Consider the following 23,745-nt stretch of genomic DNA (forward strand, 5'->3'; position numbering starts at 1 on the left):
TATCCCCAGATAAAAACGCCTCTAGTTTACAGGAATGCTAGAGACGTTTCGTACATTTTAATTCTCTTTAGAGGCATCTGTTTTTGGCGCTTCACCAGTTAACCGCTTATTCTTCAAATCAAAATAAGCATCTAAAACTTCTTTTCCAATATCGGAGTTAATGCCCGATTTATCATTTTCAACCCACGGTACTACAACAGAAAATGCTACTTCTGGATCATCATATGGCGCATATCCAGCTAATGTTAAGTTATAACATTCTCTACGATCGCCTTTCGCATTTCGCCCAATTGCATTTTCTCCACCATATACAGTTTGTGCGGTCCCTGTTTTACCAGCTGGTTTATATGGTGCTTTTTGGAACGCTCTTACTCCTGTTCCATCTCCTTCTTGAAATACTTTTCTAAATCCTTCTTTTACTTGATTAATATATTCTTGTTTCATATCGATTCTATTTAAAACAACGGGTTCTATTGATTGTACTACTTTACCAACCTCATCTTTTTGAACGGTTTGTTCTCTAATCTCTTGAACAATTTGTGGTTTCATTCGATATCCTCCATTTGCGATAGTCGAAATATATTGTGCAAGCTGAAGTGGTGTATACGTATCATATTGCCCAATAGAATAATCTAATAAGAAACCAGGCTGATTATCTTTTTTTCCAATTTGCCCTGCAGTTTCATTCGGTAAATCAATACCAGTTTGTACGCCTAGTCCAAATTGCCTGAAATAATATCTCATTTTATCAAAATATTCTTGTTTAATATCTAGTGAACTATTTTTCACATAATCCACACCAGCAATTTTTAATGCTATATTAAACATATAAACGTTTGAAGAAACTTGTAACGCTCTTAGATCGTCTATATCACCAAAATTTTTCCAAGACTTCTTTTCCTTAGTTCCTTTAAACTTCATAGGTGCATCATAAAAATGTGTTCCAGGAGTTATTGCATTTGTTTCAAACCCTGTTAACACTGTCGCACCTTTAACCGTTGATCCAAGCTCATATGAACTTGTCAGCGTGCCTAAAGCATAATCTTCTACTTCCATTTTCCCGTCTTTTTCTACAAGCCTTTTCCCAGCCATTGATAATACTTGGCCATTTTTAGGATTCATCATCACTACGAAAGCACGGTCTAACATTGATTCTGATCCTTTATATTGTTTTAATATTTTTTCTATGCTCTCCTCTACTTTTTTTTGCAATTCCATATCTATTGTTAAAGTTAAATTTTTACCGCTTTTCCCTTCAGTAACAGTTTCCGTTCTAATAGTATTTCCTTGTTTATCAGCAATGCTTCTTACTTCTTTTTTTGTACCATGAAGTACATCTTCGTATTGCTGTTCGATATAACTTTTGCCGACCCTATCATTTCGGCTATAATCACGCACTAAATAATAATCTAATCGTTCACGTGGCAATCCTTCATCAGCGTTTGAAACGTTACCAAGAACAGAACGGAATAGACCATCATTTACATAGATTCTCTCCCAATCAACTGATGCGTCTACTCCTGGAAGGTTCGCTAAATTTTCACTAATCACTGCATATTCCTGTTCACTAACGTCCTTTTTAATAATTTGAGGTGCCATTTGAAAACCTGAGGTCATTTTACTTTTAATAGCTAACACTTCTATATCTTTAGCCGTTAGTTCTTGAAGATTTTTGTCTGTAACGCGTTTCCTTTTTAAATCTTCTATTTTTTTGTCTAGCTCTTTTCCGGTAATATCCTTATCTCGGAACTTATCTATTTCTTTTTTTGATACTAAGTCTTGAGCAAGTTCTGGATTCAATTGCATCCAAAAGTCTTTCTTATCAGTCTCAGTTAACTTATCTATATCTTCTTGTGGCATTTCAATAATATCTGCAAGTTGTCTTGCTGATTTTAATATTTCTTCTTGTTTTACACCTTTCACCTTTGTATATGTAATCGTACGTAAAGACTTATTATCAACTACTGGATTTCCTTCACGATCAAATATTTTCCCACGTGGTACAGAAAGGCCCACGGTTGCATTTTCTCTCTTCTCTACTTCATTTTTATATGTTTCTCCATCAAAAATTTGCACTTTCCCTAACTGAATAATAATGCCAGAAAATAATAAAAATACACAAAGGAATAAAATATTTAACCGGAGAGGTACTACTCTACCACTTTTCTTCTCTTGCTTTTTCACCTTGTCATAATCTCCTCCTTACAATATTCCAAATAATAATCACATTTCTATATTAAAAGTAATGTACAATTTCTATACATTGCTTTGTACAAATATTAATATAGTGTTTAAAACTTAATAGAAATTAAAACAAAGGTAAAGAAAAGGTAAAGTTTACTAAATTAAATATAAAAAATACCCAATAACAAAAAGCTTAGTTTTCACTAATCGCTTTGTTATTGGGTATTAATTGATTTAAGAATTACTACTATTGCGTATTGCTATACATTTGTCGTCACAATTAGAAAGAGATTGTTTACTTAGTACTTTCGGTAAGTAAATAGTTACTGTTGTCCCGACACCAACCTCGCTCATGATACTAATTGTCCCTTGATGACTTTCAATAATTTTATAACTTAACATTAATCCAATACCAGTCCCTTTTTCTTTCGTACTATAAAAAGGTTCACCTAATCTCTTAATTCTTTCTTCAGGTATTCCTATTCCTTCATCTATTACATGAATGATGACACCATCATCATTTATTTCTTTTATGTGAATTGAAATTTCCCCACCATTTGGCATAGCTTCGATTGAATTTTGCAAAATATTAATAAATACTTGTTTCAATTGATTTTCTGAGCATTCAATAATTATATCTTTGTCATCTGTAAATAGTTCAACTTGAATATTTGTCATAATTGCTTTTGTATTCATTAACGATACGACATTTTTAAAAATTTGATAAATATTTTTCTTTTCTGTGTTTATCTCATCTGTTTTGGCAATTGATAGAAATTCTTGTAGGATTGCTTCTATCCTTTCAATTTCAGAAAGCATAAGATCAAAATATTTTTCTTGATCTTCTTTATTAATTTGGAATAACTGTATAAAACCTTTAATTACAGTTAAAGGATTTCTTACTTCATGAGCCACGCCAGCTGCTAATTGACCAATTGCTGCAAGTGTATCTGATTTATTTAGCAATTCTTCTGTCTTTTTTCGCTCTGTAATGTCGCGTACAATAATCATAATTTTATCATGTAATAATGGTAAGCACCTAGCCTCAAAGAAATCAATACTTCCATTAAGTGTGAGTGGATATTCTACAATTACATTCGTTCCTTTTTCCTTCACTTGATTAATGGCTTCCTGAAACTGCTGTGCTACTGAAGATGGTAATACTTCGTAAAACTTTTTTCCCATAAAAGCTTCTGCGGGTACGTAAAACTTTGTAGGAGATCCTGCCTTGTAATCTATAATTGTGCCGTCATCTTCTGTTAAGAAACATAAATCTGGTAAAGCTTTAAAAATTAATTCCAGTTCAGATGTTTGTTGTTTTAACTGCTCTTCTATCGCTTTTAAATGTGTAATATCTACACCAACAGCCCAATAACTATATCCTGTTACAGGAAACTGTTCTGATATATTCGACCACATTATTGTTTTGACTTCACCATTTTTACATGTTAAGTGCATTTCCCAATCTCTGAAATTTTTTCCACAAGTTAAAAATTTCTTTTGTATTTGATGGCGATAATTATAATCAGGATACAATAATTGCAGTGCATTGGGATTTCCAATTATTTCTTCAGCGGTATAACCTGTTACAATTTCACATTCTCGATTCCACAAAACAAAATCTCCATTATAATCAAGCGCATCGACCATAACAGGCATGTTTTGTAAAATCGTATGTAGTTCCTCCTCTTTCCGAGAAAGCAACGTTGTATTTTTACTTTGAAATACTTTTATTGCGCCATCTAAAATTAAACTTGAGAGCATTTCAAAGTATTTTTGACAACTAAAAATTTCACTTTTTTTGGACCATACAACAAAAGATCCTAAATGTTGATTGTATAAGAAAATGGGGATTTCAATCTTTGGAAGTTTACTCTTTTTTATCTCATTCATTCCGAATGAAAAAACACACTCTTTTTCAGCATCAAGAAGTTGATGTGATATGTTAGTTAATTGATAAAATTGTTCTGCCATGGTTTCTATTGTACTCACATCAATAAGTTCCATTAGCCGCGAATTCATTCCTTTTTCACCTCAATATGTAAAATTCATACAAATCTAAAATTCATACTTCTTCATTATACGAAGAAAGCTAGTGTAGGTATATAGCTGTAGAATAATTATTCGAACAAATTTTATTTTTCACTTAAAACAAGAAAAGAATATATATACTGAAGATACCTTTAATTAGTATATATTTCGTTGATGCCTCACTTATTGTCTAGGTAACTTGAATTCCTCCTTACATTCACTGAATTTTCACTTGAGAGTCATACACGTTACTAATAGCGGTATAAACATGCAATAAGTATAAAGTTCATAAAATATTCACAATTTTTATGAAAAATATAAACATTTATTCCAATATATTCTATATAATAAAATGTAATAAGGCTTCTATGAATCTCATAGAATACCTTACCCCTAATAAAAAGAAAAAAGAATCCACTTGGATTCTTTTTTCTTTTTTAATTACATTACATATTTATATAAAGCATGTGCCACACCATGTTCTTCATTTGATAACGTTTCGTATTTACACATTGCTTTTATTTCTTCTACTGCATTCCCCATTGCAATTGATATGTTCGCTTTTTCCATCATAGAAACATCGTTTAGCCCATCACCTATCGCTACAGTGTTTTCAACCGGAATATTAAGATGTTCTGCTAAAGTATATAATCCATTCCCTTTTTGAGCATCTCGATGATTAATCTCTAAATTGTGCCAATATGAAGATGTAATTGCTAAATCTGTATTATGAAGAAATGTTTCTTTGAGTTTTTTTAATTTCTCAATTTCATAAGAAAATGGTAATAGTTTATGCACATGTATATCTGTTTCTACAATTGGTTTACAACTTTCCGCACTATGAAACGCTGTATGCTCAAGATATAATGCTGCGATTGTTTCTAACTCTTTCAAGTCGAAATTTTCTTTTGAATTCTTTACATACTCAATTTCATTACGTACACTCTCTACTCCATAATCCGGTACATACACACCTTTATCAGTATAGAGCTGATAATATAAACCATTCTCTTCAAGATATTCTACAATCTCAAGTGCCTGCATATTTTGAATTGGATATCTCTTCATCATTTTTTTATCTTTATATATAAGAGCCCCATTTTCCGCAATGATTGGACACTCTAAATCAACTTCTAACAATAATCGCTCAATGTCAACAATAGAACGTCCTGTACAAATTGCTACAACATGGCCAGCTTCTTGACATGTTCGAATTGCTTCTGCATTTTCTTTACTTATCATTTTATTCCCCGAAAGAAGAGTTCCATCTAAATCAATTGCGATTAATTTCATTATTTCTTCACCACTTTCTATAAATACACGAGTTCTAATTAATTATTAGGTATCGTTTTCATACAATCCTCGTGAGGTACTTCTTATTTATAATTTATGAAAAGCGTTTCAGGTCAAGAAATAATTAAAAATAAAATCCAAAGCTTTTCTTTTTAAAAAGCTTTGGATTTTAAACTATGAATTATAACTAATGTATTTTGTCTCACACATGTACACATTTTTTTCTTCAGTTGGGATATATACTTTAAACTTTTCTAACCGTTTTCCATAGACATGAATCGTAATAACGCTTTCATTTTTGCTAATTTCAAGAATATGACAATCCGCTGGTGGAATTACTTTATCTGTTTCTCCTTCTCCCAAATAAAGATTTCCTGTATGTGTTAAATAAACAAGTGAATTTCCAAGTTGTTTCGTTTGTATAAAGTTCTGCACCATAATCCTTCCTGAAAAAACGCCTTCTACTCCCCATGTGCCGTCATGATCATGTAAAGGTGTAGATTGTCCATCTTTCCATACGAGAGCTAGTACTTCAAAACGTTTGAGCGGATCTTCATACAATAAATGTCGTGCATATTGAGTCAAATTGGCCTTCTGTTTATCTAACGGAAGCCATGTTTTCTTTTCTAAAAGTTCTTCTAGTAACTTTTCAATGCCACACACTATTTCTTCTTCAAATAAACCGTTTTCCATAAGATCTGTAACACCTTTAATAAACTTTTGAAATGATTTACTTCCATTACAAGTCAACATAAGAACCTCCTCTACGTTTTATACAATTCCATATTAAGGTGATTACCGAAAACTCACAATTGAGAAACAAAAAACAAGATGCAAATGTATGCACCTTGTTAAGATTTTTATTTAGCTTTCAAACGAATAGGTAAGTATTTTAATGTTTGTTCATTTTCCAATATACATTTTTCTAAACAGAAAGATGGAGATAGCTCTATTTTTTCAAAAGCATTTATAAAGGTAGTTAATGCAATCTCAGCCTCTAAACGTGCAAGTGGTGCTCCTAAGCAAAAGTGAGGACCTTTCCCAAAGGTTAAATGCTTTTCATTTCCTGTTCGATGTACATTAAATTGAGAGGCTTGTGAAAATTTTTTCTCGTCTAAATTCGCTGCACTAACCCACGCAACAATCATCTGATCCTTTTTCATTAAAGAACCAAATATATTTGTATCCTCTGTAATCCTCCGGGCTAATGTAACAGGAAAGCGATAGCGTAATACTTCCTCAATCGCTTTTGAAATTAAGTTAGGTTCTTTTCTTAACTCTTCATAAATTCCAGGTGAATCTACTAAAAAGCAATAAAAGCTATTAATAATTAAATTTGTAGTGGTTTCATTCCCAGCCGCTAGTAAACCTAATGAAAAGGTTACAATTTCTTCATCGGTTAATCTTTCGCCTTCATATTCAGCTCGAATTAAATCAGAAATGATATCATCGGTTAAATGATATCTCTTTTCCTGAACAATCGGTAGAAGGTATGCTTTGAATTCATTTAATGCTATCCCTTTCTCAGCATCCAGATCATTAAACTTTTCTTTACTATACGGCATAAATAAAATATCAGACCATTCTTTAATTTTTTTACGATCTGTTGTTGGGACTCCTAATAAATCAGAAATAACGGTAACAGGTAAAGGTGCAGCAAACTGTTCAACGATATTAACTTCACTACATTTTTCGATATGTTGTACAAGTTCATCTGCGATAACCTGTATTCGAGGTTTCCACTGTTCTAAACTTCTTGGAGTAAATGCCTTAGAAACAATGGAACGTACATTGCGATGTTCTGGTGGATCTGTAGAGTTTATATTTATTCTAGTTTCTAAAGGAGGGATTGAGAATTGTCTGCGCTCCCTTCTACTTGAAAATAAGCGATAATCTGATAAAACACGATTTACATCATCATATAAAAAAACATTCCATACATCTTGCTCTTCATCATAATGAACTGGGTGATTATCCCTCATCAAACGATACCATTCATATGGATTCCATAATTCTTCTTTTGTTTTCAGCTTTGAAATTTCATGAACTAAAATAACATTTTCAGGTGAAGCCATAGTTCTTTCCTCCCTTTTCTTTTACAATAAAAGTGATAGGTCGGCAGTTCAAAGTTGTATAAACTATCATATGTTATTTTAACATATACTAAAGGGGATTTTTCATTAGAGAACTTGAGAAATATATAAGGGGGATTTTTATGTACGTTGACATTTTACTACTAGCAGAATTAACGACCGGACCAAAACATGGATATGAAATCAAAAAAAATGTTCAAAATCGTTTAGGTGAGAATTTTGAATTAAATCACAACATGCTTTACCCTGCCCTTCGTCGCTTTGAAAATATGGGTGCTATAACGAAAAAAATACATAAACAAGTTGGAAAACCAAACCGAAATATGTACGATATAACAGAAACAGGAGAAGAAATTTTTTCTGAAATGTTACGAGAGTTTCCCGAAAAACTTGCGACAAATAATGCAGAATTTCTTGTTCGTATCGCGCTATTTGAAAAACTTGAATATGAAGCTAGAAAAGAGATTTTGGCTGTACGTCAAAACGTACTACATAGTCAACTTACCGCTATTCAGTCTCTAGAGGTTACCTCACCCTTTATTACTGAAGTCATTGAATTTAGTAAATCACGAATTGAACATGAATTGAGTTGGATTACTTCACTTATGAAGAAAATATGAAAAAATAACAAAAAAAGCTAAAATTAATGAATGAAAATGATATTTATTATCAATACTATCATTAATAAAAGGGCAACCACGATTTGGCTACCCTTAAAGAATTTACACTTCTGGATCGAATGTTTTGCAATCTGTTTCTTCCGTTGTAGATGCATGTTTACCTTTATGACTTACTACGTAAATTGCCTCTGCACTACATTTATTACCGTTCGCCCAAAATTTACAGTTGTTTACTTCACATAAAACGTCTTGTGCCATAGTATCACACCTCCTTGTTCTATTATCATTAACAAAATTCGGAGGTATGATACTATTTGTCATCCATTTTTCATTCCCTTTTTAGCTTTCTTAATGGTTCAATATCTCCGCGTACAATAGCATCAATATTTCCAGTTATTTTTTCAATATCAAAATGCCACCATTGAATTTGCAATAATTCTTGAATTATTTCATTTGAAAATCTCTCTTTTATTTTATTTGCAGGGTTTCCACCAACAATTGTATATGGTGCGACGTCTCTAGTCACAACAGATTTAGCTGCAATGATTGCACCATCCCCTATTTTTATTCCGGGCATAATTGTTGTATCCATACCAATCCAAACGTCATTTCCTATAACTGTATCACCTTTATAAGGTAAATCAGACAAACTAGGTGTATACTTCTTCCACCCATTTCCAAATATATTAAATGGATATGCCGAAAATCCATCCATCCGATGATTGGCTCCGTTCATAATAAAGTTAACTCCAGATGCAATACAACAAAACTTTCCAATAGTAAGGCGATCTCCAAGAAATTCATAATGATGTAATACTCGATCTTCAAATGTTTCTCCATCTTTCGCATCATAATAAGAATAGTCACCAACAAGTATATTAGGTTTTGTTATTATATTTTTTATAAATTGAACGTTTTGATTGCCTTCAATAGGGTATTTAACATTTGGATTAGGATTCATTTTGTATAGCACTTCCTTTACCACTTATTTCACTTTCTACCGCTATTACTGGCTTTAAATTGTATATAGGTAAAATAAACAATAATCCAATTATAAAAAGTAAAGCCGTCCCTTCATACATCATACTTAATGAAAACATCTCTTTTAATGAGCCAGCTATACTCATCGTTACTACCATTGAACCGGTAAAAAGCGGACTTAAAATACCATTTACACGACCTATAAAATCGGTATCGCTATTTTGAATAATAAGCGTATTAATACCAATTTGGATACAAGGAAGAGCTAAACCACTAAAAAGCTGCGCTGTAAGTGTCACCCATAAATTTGTAGAATATCCTATAATGCCAATACCAATTGCTTGACCAAGCATACCGATAATTAACATCTTTTGCGGAGCAACGTTTTTCGCAAATACCATTGCTAATGCTCCGCCAACAATCATTCCCGCACCATTTACTGTTAGTAGCCACTGTAAACTCTCTTTTGATAATCCTAACTGCTCAGTCACAATAAATATACCTAATGGCTGAATTAATCCTATACCTAGTCCTGCAGCCATAAAACAAAGCCCTAGCAAAGTTAATGCTTTTTTCTTTTTGACATACTTAATACCATCCTTCATCTCCTGCAACAGAGTGATATCCTTCTTTTCTACGTCGTTTTCAAGATCTTTCGGAAGGAATAACAATACAACTGCCGCAAGTAAAAACGAAATACCTGTTATGATGATTGAAATATAAATTCCAAAACTATGAAAGATAAATGTCCCTAGTATTGGTCCTAATACCATAAATATTGCAAATATCGTTTGATATATAGACATTGCTAATTGAATTTGTTCCGTTGATAAATGTTGTTTAAACAACTTCATTCCAGATGGTTGTGAAAACTGTGAAAGGATTGCAGAGATGAGTGTCACAAAAAACACAATTTTCCACGTTCCAAACATAAGCGTAATTAATACAGCGAATACTGAAATGGAACTTAACGTTTCACACCATATCATTGTCTTCTTTGGCTTCCACCTATCAGCAAAAGTACCGCCAATAAATGAAAAAATAAAAATTGGAGCGAATTCAGCAACTGAAATCATCGAAATAGCAAAAGCATCACCTTTTGTCATTTCCATTACATATAGTAATACCGCAAAGTTTCGAACCCATATTCCTATTTGTAAAAATAATGCTGATGCTAAAATCCCTTGAACAAACCGATTTTTTAATACTTGTGATACCCCATTGTTTTGTTTCGTTACTACATTTGTCGACATAAAAAAGCCTCCTATTTCATGTTCTGAACAGGAGGCAGCACAAATCATATAAAAAGACTATATATTCGCAGAGCGATATACATCCCTTTTCTATAAATGTACAGACTAACCCTATTCAGAAGAATATTTCGTTTTTTAACGAAGATCTCTTACAAATAGAATTAGTTGATCATTGGGATGTTTTCACCCTTCCGTTTCGAATTTAAATAACACATACATACTCTATGTAAATCATTTTCGATGTATGCATGTCTCCTTTTAACTATTCTAGAAAGTTAAAGGCAATTCCTCTAAAGAACGCATTAAATAGTTACCTTGCCATTTAATTTCTTCACGATCGCCTTTTATTTGTAGTTCAGGCATTCGATTAAACAAAGTAGTAATAGCAATCTTTGCTTCTAACCTCGCAAGTGGAGCGCCTAAGCAGAAATGGCTACCATGACCAAAGGCAATATGACGATTATTTTCCCGAGTAATATCGAATACTTCTGGGTTTTCAAATACAGTTTCATCACGGTTTGCAGAAGCTAAGGCAATGACAACCATATCTCCTTTTTCGATTGTTCGGTCGTGAATTTGAAAAGGTTCCGCTGCCCATCTTGCAGTTGTAACCTCAACTGGAGAATAATATCGTAATCCTTCCTCAATAGCAGCATCAATTAATTTTGGGTTTTCTTTTAATAACTGTAATTGATTTGGATTTTCAAGAAGTGCTAATACCGTATTTGTAATTAAATTCACTGTCGTCTCGTGTCCTGCTACAATTAATAGCATTATCATTGAATACAGTTCCCGAGCGCTAAGTTTATGCCCTTCACTCTCTGCAAGTATTAAAGCACTCACTAAGTCTTCTTTTGGCTCTTTTCGTTTAATATCAACTAAATATTGAAGATATGTAATAAACTCAGATAGTTGTTTTTCGGTCTCTTTTATTTCTTCAGGTGTTTCTGGTGATGCAATAACAGCATGAGACCAAATTCTAAATTTCGCTTGATCTTCTTTTGGAATACCGAGCATCTCACTTATCACAATAATCGGTAATGGAAATGAATAATCATCCACAAGATTTAATGTACCTTTTCGCTCTATATCACTTATCAAATCATCTGCTATTCTCTCAATTCTTTTGTCTAATTGTGCAATCATCTTCGGTGTAAAAGCTTTTTGTACGAGTGATCGTAGACGATTATGGTTAGGTGGATCTGAATTTAACATATGTGTTGTTAAGTGGTCACTATTATCAACGGAAAGATACATGTTCTTTATATCTTGAGAAAACACATTTGTCCAATCTTTTTTTAAACGATTATCTTTTAAAAGTGGCAGAGCATCTTCATATCTAGTAATGAGCCATTCTTTACCGATTTCAACTTGGTTTACAAATAATATAGGTTGTTTTTTTCGCGATTCTTTATAAATTTCATACGCATCTTCTTTAAACTGAGCTGAAGCTAAATTAATGCCATCCTCTATGCTTAACCCAACTTTGTTTTTCATTGACATTGTATTCCCTCACTCTCATTTGTTTTTGAAAACCAACCCAACATATGCATTATACTCTAATAAAAACGTGAAAATTGTAAATTTTTAATCAAAATCTTACTTCGTATATTGAAAAATAAAAAAGTGAGAGAGTAAAATCGTTTCACTCTCCCACTTCTCTTTATGCGAAGCACATAAAATTACTAATTTGTTGATAGCGATAACTTACTTTACGACGACGACCACCTTGCCACGTGTAACCTGACACTCCATTTCTTCTCACTTCAGTCGGAAAAAACCATAAGTCCCTTCCGAAAGGACCAGGACGATGTAAGCGTAAATAGCCCCATCTTCCTAGACAGTTACACATCCATGATTTCATATTACCTGATTGAGCCGGAGAAGCAAATGTAGACGGTAACGACGGCGCCTGTGACGGTGGTGGTGACGTTGGAGCATCTTCCGCATCATCTGGTCTGTAATCTTCTTGTTCAATATCTCTCACTTCATTTGTAGGTTCATACCCGTAGTCATGTGGATTATAATACATCGCTTGATCATATGGATAATTTTGTTGGTTATACATATTAACAAATCACCTTCTTTTCATTCATTACCTTTACCATTCATATGTGATATGCCCTCTCTGGGAAGCTTATGTATAGCCCAAATTCAACTTAAAAAGCTCGTATTATTAAAAATACGAGCCTTTCAAAAATAGAATGTGTTTATTATTTCCTTAACTTCACACTATAAAAACGCATTTCATCTAACGAACCTTCAAATTCAAATACTTCTTGTTTAATTAATTGTTTCAAACGATATTCTAAGAATGTATCTCCAACCAATTGTTCAACAAGACCAAGTGCTTCACCAATTACTCTAGGAGCTTTAAGGAACTCTCGATCAGCACCCACACTTTTCGCGCATTCAATTATAAATTGATCAAAATAATCTTCCTGTACAGAATGCACTTCATTTTCTTTCCACACTCTTAAACATTCTATGCTTTCCGATAATCTATCCCACTCATTTTCAAACTTCATGCGCTTCTCTTCAGTTAAATAAGGTAGCTTTATAAAACTTTTTTGGAATAGAGCTAAACTTTCAGGTGGTAATTCTCCCGTTCCACGAATATCATACTCTTGTTTTAATATTTCTCTACTTGCTTCAGACGTATTAATAACTCGAATGTTTTTCTTATCCTTTAATTGTGCCATTACAAAACTTAGGCCTACATGTTCATGTGCATTATCAGCCTTCCAAATTGTAATAGGCGTTTCAACAGGAATAGTATGTAGTTCTTCTATAGTTGCTATAAATCTTGATAAATATTCTTCTTCAAAATAACTATCATAAGCTGTTAAGTTATTTATTAACCAATTCTGTCTTGCTAGTTGCCCCTCATTCGTATGCAACCTATATATCGGTCCAATTGAAAAGAATTCCGAAAAAGCAACAACACTCTCTTCAAATAATTCTTCTTGACTTAACATATATTTTAAGCAACCAGCCGTTGAATCATCAAAAGCAATATGTACGTGCGTACTTTCTTTTACATTCCTTTTATAAGTAGGATTACTTGTTAATTGTTTCGGAATATCCATCAAATTTTTAATTGTATCTTCAGTATAGTTTTCTTCTAATAAGTTTAACTGTATGAGAATACTTTGAAGTAAATCTTTAGCCTCATCTTCGTACATATCCTCTACAGCATTTTTAATTTTATCTATCACACAAATCCCTCTATTCAATTCAAAAATAACGTAGATTATAGTGTATCATTTTAGTATAGTTCTTTAAAGTTAAATCCAGATTACTACAGCAATCTGGATTTTCAACAAAAGCTCTCCTTATATTTTTGAATTGCTAAATATTTTTACTTTGAAAATCCTTGTATCTAAATGTATAATTATATAAAAACAAAAATATAGGAGCTATATTTATGGATAAAGTACTTACAAATTATAAACATTACTTAAAAAATTGGAGATTTATATTTATTTGCATACTACCTGCTATTGCCTTATTCGTTACTTCCGATGTCATCTTTGAACTACTGTTTCATCAAAATTTCTACTTATCTAACTTAATTTCTGCTATCATATTATTTTTAATATTTATTAACGTTAAAGATAAATTTAAAATTAAAGGCTAAAAAACACTATTTCAAAATAGCTATTTATTATTGCATCCTACTATAAAATAAGGCTCGTAGTAGATTTTCATAAAAAATAAGAGCACCCTGCAATTGGATGCTCTTATGTGATTAGAGGTTTCTTCTGAGTATTAAGTAGGACACGAAGATCTTGTCCTACTTAATAATATATGCTTGTACTTATTATTTCGTGCATATATTAAGCACCATGTTCAGGTACTTAATATATGCATAGTCATTGCTAAAAAATCTACTCAAATATTCACTGTACAATTTCATATTTATAAATTAAAAAACATCCCCAATGGATGTTTTTTATCTAACATTTTAAGCTTCCATAAACTTAGCCGGTACACCAATTTTTTCAACTACAGAAGATATATTAGTAGGATTAATCATTACATTTTCAATACATACTAATTTATTTTCTAATATCCCATTCTCTGTAGTAATAAGTTCTTCAAACCGATCTAAAGTCATTGAGAATTTATGTTCACTTCCACCATTCATACTAACTTTTAAATACTTCATAGTGTCACCGCCTTTCATAATAATTTACATTTCGACAAGAAGGCGCTTACATCCTTTTTATTTACTCTTAGATTTCTCACGTTTACATATATGTTGAGAAAAGAAACTACTATTATTCACTCACAAAATTATTGCTAATAAGAAAGATAAAGATAAAAATGCACAAAGTGGAATATATAAACCCGTATCCATTCTTGCAAAGTGCGTATCTTTTTGTCGTTTAAAGATACCAAAATAGTTAAACTCACCAATTACTCTAATAGAAAAGACAATCATACAAATCCAGGAACCGACTTGAATAATAACATTAGGAACTGCAAAATGAACAATATTTGCTTGTTGCAACAAAATTATTGCTGCCATACTTAATAATAATGCAATGAACAATGTCATTCCGGTGCGAGGTGTAAACGCCTTTTCCACTGATTTAGTTGGAATAACACTATTTGTCCCCCAATTACCTCCGAAAGCCCAATATACATGTAAAAAGCTAACTAAGAATAATATACAAGCAGATATATATGTAATGATAAGCATTTTATCCTCCCCTTATTTTAGTTCCTATCTATAAAATATGCTATTCCCCTCCGCAATAGCAACCTTCATTTCATTACATAAAAAAACCGTAATGATTTATCAATATTAAGATAAGTCATTACGGGGTTATTAAACTTCATTATGCATTATATCTATTTCTTCGGCGTTCCATCCTTGTTTGACCTTGAACTGCATTTTCTTTGTATGGATCTATTTGCTCTGTCATTTCATATGTTGCAACTGGTTCTTCGTACTTATACTCATGGATTTTTTCTGGCATTTTACTTTTAGATTCTTTCCCACCAAACTTAAATAGTTTCATCCTTAATTTCGGTAATCTTGGAAGACGAATCTTAAATGATAATCTTTTGCGTTTCTTTTTTGGTCCAAGTAGATTTATATTTTCTTTATTATTATCTTTCTCTTTGCGGTGAATGAACATCGCAAGTAATCCTCCTATTACAAGTCCTCCAATTAATAGTAATATATATACATAATGGCTTGTCATTAAACTCGTTATGCGTTCAAGTATGACTAACGACTGTACTTCTTTTATATCCCATAGTAAAGCGGCCCATAATGAGAATAAGCCCAAAGTAAGTCCATATGTACGAAAACGGAATAAACATGGAATTAACGCGACACATGCAGCAATTTTCGCATTTGCTATGATTGAGCTTGTTGAAATATCCTGATGCCAAATAACTAACAGTAATGTTATAAATGGCGCATACGCTATCCAACTGCATATACGTGAATACATCTTTTTAGCAAAATAACTACCGAAACTAGTAAAAAATAAAAGCCCTCCAATATATATAGATTGTTCTAGAGGGATTTGCTTTGTAAGTCCTGCAATTGGAAAGAGGCCGCTCAGTAGCATTAAGAGCACATCTAATTTCTTCACAATTCCCCATTCCTTTCAAATTTTTTCAATTAATAAAAATCGTTTTTCCATATGAAATAGTTTTTGTATTTCTAAAAAACATATTAATCCTGTCTGCACATAAAGTAAATATGTAAACGAAAAGATACTTGACAAAGGATATCCTTATTTACATAAAAAAATGACAAATCCTGATCGATATAACGAGCAGGATTTGTTTACTAGTATTTAAAGTAGAATAATTGAATCTTTCTTTTCTACTTTTACTACATCTACATCCAATTCATCATCAAATTCTTTAAACTCTCTTGCATCTATGTCAGTAATATAACTCTTTATTACCTTTTCCATATGCATGGAATATGTCATGTGTACATTCTTTTTCGAAAGCATACTAGAATTACAGCACATGTAATGTATCATTTTAGCGATATAATCCCTTTCTACAGGTTTTACACCTAATGGTAGAATTTCAAGTATATAACGCTGAAAAATCCCACTACAATTAAGTGAATATTCACCAGTGCTATAATACATCCCTTTTTGATCTGCATATAAGCCAATGCTATCTAAAGCATCATCACATTCTATTAAACCGTAACTTGGTACATCAAAACCTGTATTTATTCTAATAATATTTAAATTTGGAACCTTTAACACCTCTGGAACAATTTCAGGTAAAATATCTGTATTAATTTCTTTATTTTGTAACTCTTTTATCCAATACCTTCTCAAATTTGCATCTACAATGAAATAAACTTGTTCATTTTGTTCTTTTGCATATTGTACAATTTCCATTAATGTTTCGGAAACATATTGTTTAAAAAGAGCTCCCATATCATTTCTCTTTGATGGTTGTGGTAAAAATGCATTATGTTTATTTATATTTAATAATACGTAATCAATCGTTTGCCATTCTGTATTCCCATATAATTTATATAAAATTTCTTTTCCTTTTATTTTTGAAAGAATAGGTAAGAAATCAAATTTCGATATTCGTTCAATTGATAAATTAACATATATACAAGGTAAATTTATCTTATTCCAACTGCGCTTCAAAAATCCTTTTTGCTCTAATAAACTAAAAACACTATTTACAATTGTTTTACGAGATACACTTTGGCCTATAAATAAATTAATAAATGTTGAAATACGGTTTGCTCGTGCAAATCCCTCTCTAATGATTTGTTTTGGATCAATTTTTTCTCGTCCATCACAATTTTTCAATGCGATTAATGCTAATGTCGCATCACTGCGCTCGCCCGCGGTAGCATAGACAGCTTTCGTAACATCATCTACAAGATTTGTTTTATATTTTTGGCAATATTGCATTTTATATGGATTTTGTAACACCTTTTCAATATTGTATCTCACAATCTTTAATAACACTGGAAAATCTGTATTCAAAACATAAGAATTTTCACCAACTTTAGTCAAAACAATTTGACTCTCAAGTAATGCTTGTTCTATTTCCAGCACTATATTTTCAGACCAAACTTCTAATGTTAATGTCTCTAATCCTTTTGGTGCAAATAAAGGAAATAATTCATTTTTGTTATTTGTTGCTATCTTTTTACATTCTGGAAGTATTGTGAAATAAGAGAATTTACGCTGAAATTCTTTAAATAAATACTCTCTTTCCTTTACTTTTATACCCGGTTCTATTTTAGTACCTTGAACTTTATAAATTCTCTCATTGTATGGAAATAACACCCTTTTATTTTCCCCTACAATATAATCTTTCGGATATTGGAGAATATGGTCTAAATCCACCTCTCCCCCTATTTGAAAATCATCTTTTAAATTTCTAAATATTTTAATCCATTTCATACCGGTTGTAGCTTGTTGTATTTTTAGTTTTACAAACCGTATTTTTTTATTATTTGACGCAAACTCTGAGGTAGAAATCAATATCATGCCTCGTTTCCGTCTTAAAAGTAAAGGAATATCTGGATGATTATATTCTTGATATTAAGACTGTTTTTATGATTATTTCTTGTTAGTGTGTATTAATTGATTATGGCTATTATTGAAGATGATATATCAGCGATAATTTATGTCTATTTCGTATAAGTGTTAGCAAGTTCGTTTGCAAACTTGTTAGCACTTTTTTATTTCTTCTATTCTCCCATGAAAATTAGCATAGTTTTTATGAATTCTATATCTAGTAGAAAGCTCTCTATCATATAAAAGTATAATAATAGGTTAATAAACAAGCAGTTTTTTTACTAAAACATAGAATAATACTAACCCTAATTGAAGGGAGGTATAAAAGAATGTCCTGGAATAATGATTGCTGGAGTTCTAAGAAAAATCATTGTTGTGATGATTGGTGGAAATCTAAAGATAAGCGCCATTGTGATGACGATTGGTGGAAATCTAAAGACAAGCACCATTGTGATGATGATTGGAAGTTCAATCGAAATAAGTGTCGTTGTAACTGTTTCTTTATTTGTTGCCATTGTAAAAAGAAACATTGGTAAGATTTTCAGTACCAACTTAAAGGCAAAGAACATGCCTTTCGGACTGATAAATACTAGATTATAGTAATTAAAAAGCTGACTAATTATTGTCAGCTTTTTAATTACTTTACATACACACAGGCTTCATTTGCTGTTACATAGTATGCTTTACCTTTGCTATTATTATGCACTTTATTTCTCACCAAATTATTCTTTTGTATAGTAATAATTTAATCCTTTAGCATCTAACCATGCTGTTGCTTTATCTAGCTCGCTACCTTGACGATAATCCGACTCGAAATAAACAAGCCCCTGACGATCTCCTCGGGAAACAATTTTTGAAGTGTATCCAAGCTTATCCATCATTTGAATCATTTCGGGAATTAAATTTACACCAAATTCATAAGAAACCACCTTATTATGTTTGTTCACGATAATCTCCACTCCTTCTTCTTTATACGATTTATTTGTAAACCAATCTAACGACTTGCTTCCAATTAATTCATTCAAATCACACTTTCCAATACCAGGTACATTTCCTGTTTCAGTGTATTGCCAGATATCACATGGATAAGCTGGTCTATTCCCACCATAACGAGGAATCCATACAAAGTCAGATTTTACATTTACCATTCCGAATGGAGCATACATATGATGACCAACATATAAACCAACTTTCTTAGCACCTAATCGACGTAATTCATCGATAAAAGCCTGTGTACCTGCTCGCATATCATCCATGGTTTTCATTTCTACATCAGCCACCCAGACTGTTGCGCTCTTATCTCCACGATTCCAGAAGTCTCGAGCTTCTACACGTGCGTCATTCTCAGAAACGAAACGACAGAATGCATAGTTACCAAAAGGAATACCATGTTGCTTCATAGCTTGTACATATCCCTTATATAATGGATCTACATAATTCGAACCATCTTGTACACGAGCGATGATGAAATCAATGTATTGTTTTGCCACAGGCCAGTTAATATTACTATTCCATTTTGAAATATCTACAACGTGTCCCATTATTGAACATCTCCTTTTAGTGTAAGTTATTTTTTTCTAATACATCTTTTTGTTGTAGTCCCTTATTGCTCAAATAATTGTTCTTCCACGCCATATACAAAGTGAATGCACCTGTAATTACAGCTACTAAATCGTTTGTGATTTTGTCATCAATCGTTTGGTATCCGACAAGATTTAAGACACTATTAATCACAGCAATCACCAATACGACATAGCGACTAATTGATGCTACATCAAGATTTTTCATATTCTCACCTCCTTTCAAAAAAAAGTGACCGTATATACGATCACTTTCCTGCGAATTTAAAAAGAGCCATTATCCCACCAGTGATAATAGCTCCAACTACTGTAGTACCAATCCAAAATACTAACTTATCTAATCGATCAATTCGTAAATGAGCACTTTTCGCTGACTGCTGCGCTTCAATCGCAACATCTTTAACGTTACCAAGTGTGTCTAACTTTGTTTCTACCCTTGTTAATCCTACTAATAGCTCTTTAAAATCATCATGTTTTTGCTCTGGCATTGGTTCAACTCCTTTCCAAATAAAAGCCCTATTTTATACAAAATAAAAAAGCCTGCTTATGCACGCTTAATCTGTAATATCTAAATTAAAAAGTTCATTGCAATATGAACAGTACTCCCGCTCGGAACACCATTCACGAAAATCCCCCCATCAGGTTTTATTGTAACTTCACAAACTGCGGGTGTATATCCATATGCCAGTGCTGGAAAAGCAATGTGCTGTACAGGTCTAAATCCAACTGGTAGTGTAGCGAATACTGCCTCATTTTGAGGATTTCGAACTGAACCAATTACACTAATGTTTTCACCACTTCTCTTATATTTCATATCTCTATTAGCAACATTCTCTACCCCAGTTGTAGGAAGGTTAATCCAACCTGTATCATTTGCTTGTCTAATTGTTCCATCTGTTCGAAATTCTACTCTTTTGGACCAATCCCAAGTATCCCCCTGTTCCTTTGTAGAAGGGGCAAAAATCAGCTCTCCCTGCGCCCCTTTGTGAATGACTGTCTTATAAGAACGACTTCCCAGCACAATTGCGTTATCAATCTTAAATTCAAGTAATCCATTTATGATGTCGCCAGCTTTCTTAACAAGGTTTGTATTAGCGGAAACATTAAACGTTTTATTGTTACAATTATAATCCCAAACGCCTTGATTTCCTTTAACATCCCTAATCCCGTAATAACCATCCCCTGTTTGGTAGAAGTTGAGCTCTTCAACTCCTGCCGTAGAGAATGCTATTTTGTTAGTATTGGCTATACCCGCCCTGTCAAACAAGAGGTTGCCAGGCATCGTATCGCCACTTTTCTTAACAACATCCATAGCATTTAATTTCTGCTGTAACTCGTCTAACGTTTTCTTAATAATCTCAAACTCAGAAATATAGTTTTCGATTTTAATATTACCTTCTTTTACATCCCGTCTTAATGTAATCCGAATGTCTGGTGTACTCATTCGTTCTGTACTTTTTTCCATCACAAAATAAGCTGTCCAATCATCCGATGTGGAAACAGCTTGCGAGGACAACGTATATGAAAACACACCATTCTTTGCATCAACTATTTGGGCATCATCCCGAACGAACAGTCCGACTTGATTAATCGCTTCGTACTTTACTGCATACCCTGTTAAATCAACAAGTTGCCCCTTTTCTCTTACATTTACAGTAATCTTCAATCCGTTTTTATCATTTTGCCTCGAACGAATTGTTTTGGTAAACACAGGATCTGCTAAATCTATAATAATTTCCTCATTTCGCATGACTACACCTCTCTCTAACTATTCCTTTTCACGCGTCTAGGCGGTCTTCTTTGACGTTTTACTTTTTTTCTGTGTTTTATATTTCCTTTAGGCTTTATCGGCTCTAATTCTTCGATTCTAGCATCTGTTTTAGTTACATACTCCTGAAATGCTTTTACAGTCTGCGAAATCATTCCATATATGCCAACACCATTTTCTTTTGATTCATCCGGAAGTACAATTCCATAATGAGTTGTAATATCCTTTGTTGTAAGGATTGGATCTCTTTCTTTACGTTTCATACGCATATCATACAACTCGGCTACTTCTGTCTTAAGGTTATACTGTTTAATTTCCCAGCCCATTACCTTCTCTAACGCATCAAATTTAATATCACGTATATTCGTTTTATATTTCTTTTTAGAAGATACTTTAAAATCTGCTGCTAAAACACCATTGAAATAAGTACCTCCTCCACTTTTCACTTGCACATAGGTACTTTCATAATTTCTGTTATTCCGTAATAAGATGTTCTGAAATACGATGTCACTATCTCCACCAGGTGTCAACTTCAAATCCACAATTCGATCTCCATTTTGGCGGAAATTAAACCCTTCTTTTGCAGTGAAATAAGCACCACCTGTTCTACTTTCTAGAAAAAGATTATTTTGGCTTCTCAAAGAAGCATAGGATTCTTTTGACTCTAGTTCTAGGCTTTGATCCGCTTTTAGTTCCGCATGTCCATTTTGATTAAACGCAAGAGCCGCTGAAAAATAGACTCTTGTCGGATCACCATTTAGGTATCCATTCGATATTCCGATTCCTCCTGACTTTGGAGAACTTTCGAGTTGGTAAACTAACACTGCACCCTGCGTTGCTGTTATATCATTGTTGCCACCTAATACAATAGTGGGTTGCATGACATTACTTTGATTTATATAATAGCCCATGAAAATCCGAGTAATATACGATTCCATTAGCCTAATAAACTGTCTGGAAATAGAGACATAATTAGAATCATTGGCAGTTCTAAGAGTAGTTCCTGTTATTTCTCCGCCTTGAATCAAATTTCCATTCAATACTCCAGTTGTAATAAAATCCGCAACAATACGCCCATCTTTTGTCATTGCTATTTCATACGGACCATTTACCCCGTTTGATGAATAACCTAATCCGTTTATGTTCCACTGCCACACTTTTGAAGCTGTCATTTCATTTTTTGTGTCCATAATTAGAATTCGGTCTGGATATACACGAACATTTCCACCAAATCCTGAATTGATTAGTTTTGTTGCATTTTCTTTCGCTGCATCGAGTAAAGATCCTGGCATATTTGATAAATCTTGTTGAATTTGATCTACTTTACCCGCCATGTCTGTAAAAGATTCTTTAAAGTTACCAATGGTTATATTGATATATTCCTTTTTAATCGGATCATATTTATACGCAATGACTTTTGCTTGAATATCAATACCGTCTTCCTCATGTTTAACTGTAACAATATCGCCCATCCAGACACGCTGCAAAATTTTATATTCTTTATACTCCTCTGTTTGAGATAACTCTTGAAATTCAACCTTATATGTCGCTTTCGGTTGATCTACCATCTGAATATCAAACATAGCTTTAGCGGCTTGACGTAACCTTTTATATGCTTCTTCTACAGGTACTGCGTCTTCATCATTTGCATTTTTACCAATAGCTGCTTTTATATGATTAAATTCAATCACTCGTATTCTCGGATGTGGATATTTATTAATCAGTGGACTATCTACATATTTTTCTGGTAATAACAATCCGTCAAACCCTTGCGGCATAATTCTGGTAGTAGGGCTTTTCCAGTCCACACTTCCTTCATAACCTAACAAATCTTTTTTATGTCTTATTACTACTCCACGATTAGCTCCTCGGCTTTTCAGCATCTTAACATCGAAGTTGTCTCTTTTTAATTCCCCGCCCCATCGATTCACGAATGAGTTATCTTGACTCGTATCCAACATTGCTTCCACTGGATTCTTTCGAACAATACGTGCGGTGGATATATTCATTACGTCAGAATAAAAAGTAAAAGGATGCTTATACTGACAACCTGATGATAACCTAGCCATAGCCCCACTACCATTTGTGGGCTGTATAAATATATCTTCAATCAAGTTTTCCGTTAAATCATAAAAAATGTGATAACAAACCGCTTTGATTTCCCCCATGCTCACTTTAGGAGTCACCACGCGAAATAACTGATCCCCATCAGGAGTAGGAACTTTTATGATGCTCATTCCGTCAATCTTCGTTCCATATGGAGCAAATAAAGGGTAATTAAAATTAAAAACAAATAAACCGTTGAGTTCTTCCTCAACAGTTGCACTATAAATATGTTTATCTAAAACACCAATTCCGTTATGTGTAAAATCTGTTTCATTTGGTTTATATAAAGTAATCA

23 protein-coding genes are annotated in these 23,745 nt (G+C 32.8%); 3 read left to right on the top strand and 20 right to left on the bottom strand.

Annotated elements, in window-relative coordinates; translation table 11 throughout:
• Positions 1 to 57: 57 nt before the first annotated feature.
• From EBQ15_RS29535 to EBQ15_RS29555, 5 genes are all read right to left on the bottom strand, one after another.
• Positions 58 to 2,184 carry a peptidoglycan D,D-transpeptidase FtsI family protein gene (locus EBQ15_RS29535; RefSeq protein WP_033693044.1) on the bottom strand — a complete coding sequence of 709 codons (2,127 nt, stop codon included), beginning with the start codon at positions 2,182 to 2,184 and terminating at the stop codon, positions 58 to 60.
• Between the two features lie 234 nt (positions 2,185 to 2,418).
• A complete protein-coding gene (locus tag EBQ15_RS29540) occupies positions 2,419 to 4,206 on the bottom strand; it encodes an ATP-binding protein (protein ID WP_001088569.1) in 1,788 nt (595 codons plus the stop codon).
• Positions 4,207 to 4,656: 450 nt separating this feature from the next.
• The gene (locus tag EBQ15_RS29545; RefSeq protein ID WP_000766387.1) at positions 4,657 to 5,508 is read right to left on the bottom strand and encodes a Cof-type HAD-IIB family hydrolase; all 852 of its coding nucleotides are present in this window, start codon (positions 5,506 to 5,508) and stop codon (positions 4,657 to 4,659) included.
• A gap of 174 nt (positions 5,509 to 5,682) precedes the next feature.
• Positions 5,683 to 6,261, bottom strand: a complete 579-nt coding sequence (locus tag EBQ15_RS29550) for a cysteine dioxygenase family protein (RefSeq protein WP_000954437.1) — start codon at positions 6,259 to 6,261, stop codon at positions 5,683 to 5,685.
• Positions 6,262 to 6,368: 107 nt separating this feature from the next.
• On the bottom strand, positions 6,369 to 7,583 hold the full coding sequence (locus EBQ15_RS29555; protein ID WP_000168022.1) for a cytochrome P450: 1,215 nt from the start codon (positions 7,581 to 7,583) through the stop codon (positions 6,369 to 6,371).
• Between the two features lie 140 nt (positions 7,584 to 7,723).
• Here EBQ15_RS29555 and EBQ15_RS29560 point away from each other — a divergent pair, with 140 nt between their 5' ends.
• Positions 7,724 to 8,221 carry a PadR family transcriptional regulator gene (locus tag EBQ15_RS29560; protein WP_000289120.1) on the top strand — a complete coding sequence of 166 codons (498 nt, stop codon included), beginning with the start codon at positions 7,724 to 7,726 and terminating at the stop codon, positions 8,219 to 8,221.
• Between the two features lie 102 nt (positions 8,222 to 8,323).
• Here EBQ15_RS29560 and EBQ15_RS29565 read toward each other — a convergent pair whose 3' ends face one another.
• From EBQ15_RS29565 to EBQ15_RS29595, 6 genes are all read right to left on the bottom strand, one after another.
• The gene (locus EBQ15_RS29565) at positions 8,324 to 8,479 is read right to left on the bottom strand and encodes a DUF1540 domain-containing protein (protein WP_000046095.1); all 156 of its coding nucleotides are present in this window, start codon (positions 8,477 to 8,479) and stop codon (positions 8,324 to 8,326) included.
• 70 nt (positions 8,480 to 8,549) lie between these two features.
• Positions 8,550 to 9,182, bottom strand: a complete 633-nt coding sequence (locus EBQ15_RS29570) for a Vat family streptogramin A O-acetyltransferase (protein ID WP_001069252.1) — start codon at positions 9,180 to 9,182, stop codon at positions 8,550 to 8,552.
• Positions 9,172 to 10,455 (bottom strand): MFS transporter, encoded by a 1,284-nt coding sequence (locus tag EBQ15_RS29575; protein ID WP_000106395.1) that lies wholly within the window; start codon positions 10,453 to 10,455, stop codon positions 9,172 to 9,174. Before EBQ15_RS29575 ends, EBQ15_RS29570 begins: the two co-directional genes overlap by 11 nt.
• 267 nt (positions 10,456 to 10,722) lie before the next feature.
• On the bottom strand, positions 10,723 to 11,958 hold the full coding sequence (locus EBQ15_RS29585; protein ID WP_000062120.1) for a cytochrome P450 family protein: 1,236 nt from the start codon (positions 11,956 to 11,958) through the stop codon (positions 10,723 to 10,725).
• Between the two features lie 160 nt (positions 11,959 to 12,118).
• Positions 12,119 to 12,523, bottom strand: a complete 405-nt coding sequence (locus tag EBQ15_RS29590; RefSeq protein ID WP_000282681.1) for a hypothetical protein — start codon at positions 12,521 to 12,523, stop codon at positions 12,119 to 12,121.
• A 145-nt stretch (positions 12,524 to 12,668) separates the two neighbouring features.
• A complete protein-coding gene (locus EBQ15_RS29595; protein WP_000565692.1) occupies positions 12,669 to 13,673 on the bottom strand; it encodes a DUF1835 domain-containing protein in 1,005 nt (334 codons plus the stop codon).
• A 209-nt stretch (positions 13,674 to 13,882) separates the two neighbouring features.
• Between EBQ15_RS29595 and EBQ15_RS29600 the strand changes: the two genes are divergently transcribed.
• Positions 13,883 to 14,095 (top strand): hypothetical protein, encoded by a 213-nt coding sequence (locus EBQ15_RS29600; RefSeq protein ID WP_000362070.1) that lies wholly within the window; start codon positions 13,883 to 13,885, stop codon positions 14,093 to 14,095.
• A gap of 327 nt (positions 14,096 to 14,422) precedes the next feature.
• Here EBQ15_RS29600 and EBQ15_RS29605 read toward each other — a convergent pair whose 3' ends face one another.
• The 4 genes from EBQ15_RS29605 to EBQ15_RS29620 form a co-directional block, all read right to left on the bottom strand.
• Positions 14,423 to 14,626: a hypothetical protein gene (locus tag EBQ15_RS29605; RefSeq protein WP_000876255.1), complete on the bottom strand. Its 204-nt coding sequence runs from the start codon at positions 14,624 to 14,626 to the stop codon at positions 14,423 to 14,425.
• Positions 14,627 to 14,746: 120 nt separating this feature from the next.
• Positions 14,747 to 15,163: a DUF3995 domain-containing protein gene (locus EBQ15_RS29610; RefSeq protein ID WP_000905576.1), complete on the bottom strand. Its 417-nt coding sequence runs from the start codon at positions 15,161 to 15,163 to the stop codon at positions 14,747 to 14,749.
• A 139-nt stretch (positions 15,164 to 15,302) separates the two neighbouring features.
• Positions 15,303 to 16,070 (bottom strand): DUF3959 family protein, encoded by a 768-nt coding sequence (locus EBQ15_RS29615; RefSeq protein WP_000732185.1) that lies wholly within the window; start codon positions 16,068 to 16,070, stop codon positions 15,303 to 15,305.
• 207 nt (positions 16,071 to 16,277) lie between these two features.
• Positions 16,278 to 17,960 (bottom strand): RNaseH domain-containing protein, encoded by a 1,683-nt coding sequence (locus tag EBQ15_RS29620; RefSeq protein WP_000626121.1) that lies wholly within the window; start codon positions 17,958 to 17,960, stop codon positions 16,278 to 16,280.
• A gap of 378 nt (positions 17,961 to 18,338) precedes the next feature.
• On the opposite strand from EBQ15_RS29620, the gene EBQ15_RS29625 reads away from it, so the two are divergent.
• Positions 18,339 to 18,596: a hypothetical protein gene (locus tag EBQ15_RS29625; RefSeq protein ID WP_000560126.1), complete on the top strand. Its 258-nt coding sequence runs from the start codon at positions 18,339 to 18,341 to the stop codon at positions 18,594 to 18,596.
• A gap of 122 nt (positions 18,597 to 18,718) precedes the next feature.
• On the opposite strand, the gene EBQ15_RS29630 is transcribed toward EBQ15_RS29625, so the two are convergent.
• From EBQ15_RS29630 to EBQ15_RS29650, 5 genes are all read right to left on the bottom strand, one after another.
• Complete coding sequence (locus EBQ15_RS29630) at positions 18,719 to 19,537, bottom strand: GH25 family lysozyme (protein ID WP_000510233.1); 819 nt, start codon at positions 19,535 to 19,537, stop codon at positions 18,719 to 18,721.
• 16 nt (positions 19,538 to 19,553) lie between these two features.
• A complete protein-coding gene (locus EBQ15_RS29635; RefSeq protein ID WP_000792698.1) occupies positions 19,554 to 19,784 on the bottom strand; it encodes a phage holin in 231 nt (76 codons plus the stop codon).
• 40 nt (positions 19,785 to 19,824) lie between these two features.
• Positions 19,825 to 20,064, bottom strand: a complete 240-nt coding sequence (locus EBQ15_RS29640; protein WP_001115042.1) for a hemolysin XhlA family protein — start codon at positions 20,062 to 20,064, stop codon at positions 19,825 to 19,827.
• A gap of 80 nt (positions 20,065 to 20,144) precedes the next feature.
• A complete protein-coding gene (locus tag EBQ15_RS29645) occupies positions 20,145 to 21,326 on the bottom strand; it encodes a BppU family phage baseplate upper protein (RefSeq protein ID WP_033693046.1) in 1,182 nt (393 codons plus the stop codon).
• Between the two features lie 14 nt (positions 21,327 to 21,340).
• Positions 21,341 to 23,743, bottom strand: a complete 2,403-nt coding sequence (locus EBQ15_RS29650; RefSeq protein WP_241232445.1) for a phage tail spike protein — start codon at positions 23,741 to 23,743, stop codon at positions 21,341 to 21,343.
• Between the last annotated feature and the right edge of the window lie 2 nt (positions 23,744 to 23,745).

The organism is Bacillus sp. 2D03 (assembly GCF_003946765.1).
In the GTDB taxonomy this organism is placed as follows: Bacteria; Bacillota; Bacilli; order Bacillales; family Bacillaceae_G; genus Bacillus_A; species Bacillus_A cereus.

Bases quoted from the DNA above. Each gene is read 5' to 3' on its own strand.
- EBQ15_RS29540 (WP_001088569.1), bottom strand. From the start codon at position 4,206: ATGAATTCGCGGCTAATGGAACTTATTGATGTGAGTACAATAGAAACC.
- EBQ15_RS29545 (WP_000766387.1), bottom strand. From the start codon at position 5,508: ATGAAATTAATCGCAATTGATTTAGATGGAACTCTTCTTTCGGGGAAT.
- EBQ15_RS29550 (WP_000954437.1), bottom strand. From the start codon at position 6,261: ATGTTGACTTGTAATGGAAGTAAATCATTTCAAAAGTTTATTAAAGGT.
- EBQ15_RS29555 (WP_000168022.1), bottom strand. From the start codon at position 7,583: ATGGCTTCACCTGAAAATGTTATTTTAGTTCATGAAATTTCAAAGCTG.
- EBQ15_RS29560 (WP_000289120.1), top strand. From the start codon at position 7,724: ATGTACGTTGACATTTTACTACTAGCAGAATTAACGACCGGACCAAAA.
- EBQ15_RS29565 (WP_000046095.1), bottom strand. From the start codon at position 8,479: ATGGCACAAGACGTTTTATGTGAAGTAAACAACTGTAAATTTTGGGCG.
- EBQ15_RS29570 (WP_001069252.1), bottom strand. From the start codon at position 9,182: ATGAATCCTAATCCAAATGTTAAATACCCTATTGAAGGCAATCAAAAC.
- EBQ15_RS29575 (WP_000106395.1), bottom strand. From the start codon at position 10,455: ATGTCGACAAATGTAGTAACGAAACAAAACAATGGGGTATCACAAGTA.
- EBQ15_RS29585 (WP_000062120.1), bottom strand. From the start codon at position 11,958: ATGTCAATGAAAAACAAAGTTGGGTTAAGCATAGAGGATGGCATTAAT.
- EBQ15_RS29590 (WP_000282681.1), bottom strand. From the start codon at position 12,523: ATGTATAACCAACAAAATTATCCATATGATCAAGCGATGTATTATAAT.
- EBQ15_RS29600 (WP_000362070.1), top strand. From the start codon at position 13,883: ATGGATAAAGTACTTACAAATTATAAACATTACTTAAAAAATTGGAGA.
- EBQ15_RS29605 (WP_000876255.1), bottom strand. From the start codon at position 14,626: ATGAAGTATTTAAAAGTTAGTATGAATGGTGGAAGTGAACATAAATTC.
- EBQ15_RS29610 (WP_000905576.1), bottom strand. From the start codon at position 15,163: ATGCTTATCATTACATATATATCTGCTTGTATATTATTCTTAGTTAGC.
- EBQ15_RS29625 (WP_000560126.1), top strand. From the start codon at position 18,339: ATGATTGCTGGAGTTCTAAGAAAAATCATTGTTGTGATGATTGGTGGA.
- EBQ15_RS29630 (WP_000510233.1), bottom strand. From the start codon at position 19,537: ATGGGACACGTTGTAGATATTTCAAAATGGAATAGTAATATTAACTGG.
- EBQ15_RS29635 (WP_000792698.1), bottom strand. From the start codon at position 19,784: ATGAAAAATCTTGATGTAGCATCAATTAGTCGCTATGTCGTATTGGTG.
- EBQ15_RS29640 (WP_001115042.1), bottom strand. From the start codon at position 20,064: ATGCCAGAGCAAAAACATGATGATTTTAAAGAGCTATTAGTAGGATTA.
- EBQ15_RS29645 (WP_033693046.1), bottom strand. From the start codon at position 21,326: ATGCGAAATGAGGAAATTATTATAGATTTAGCAGATCCTGTGTTTACC.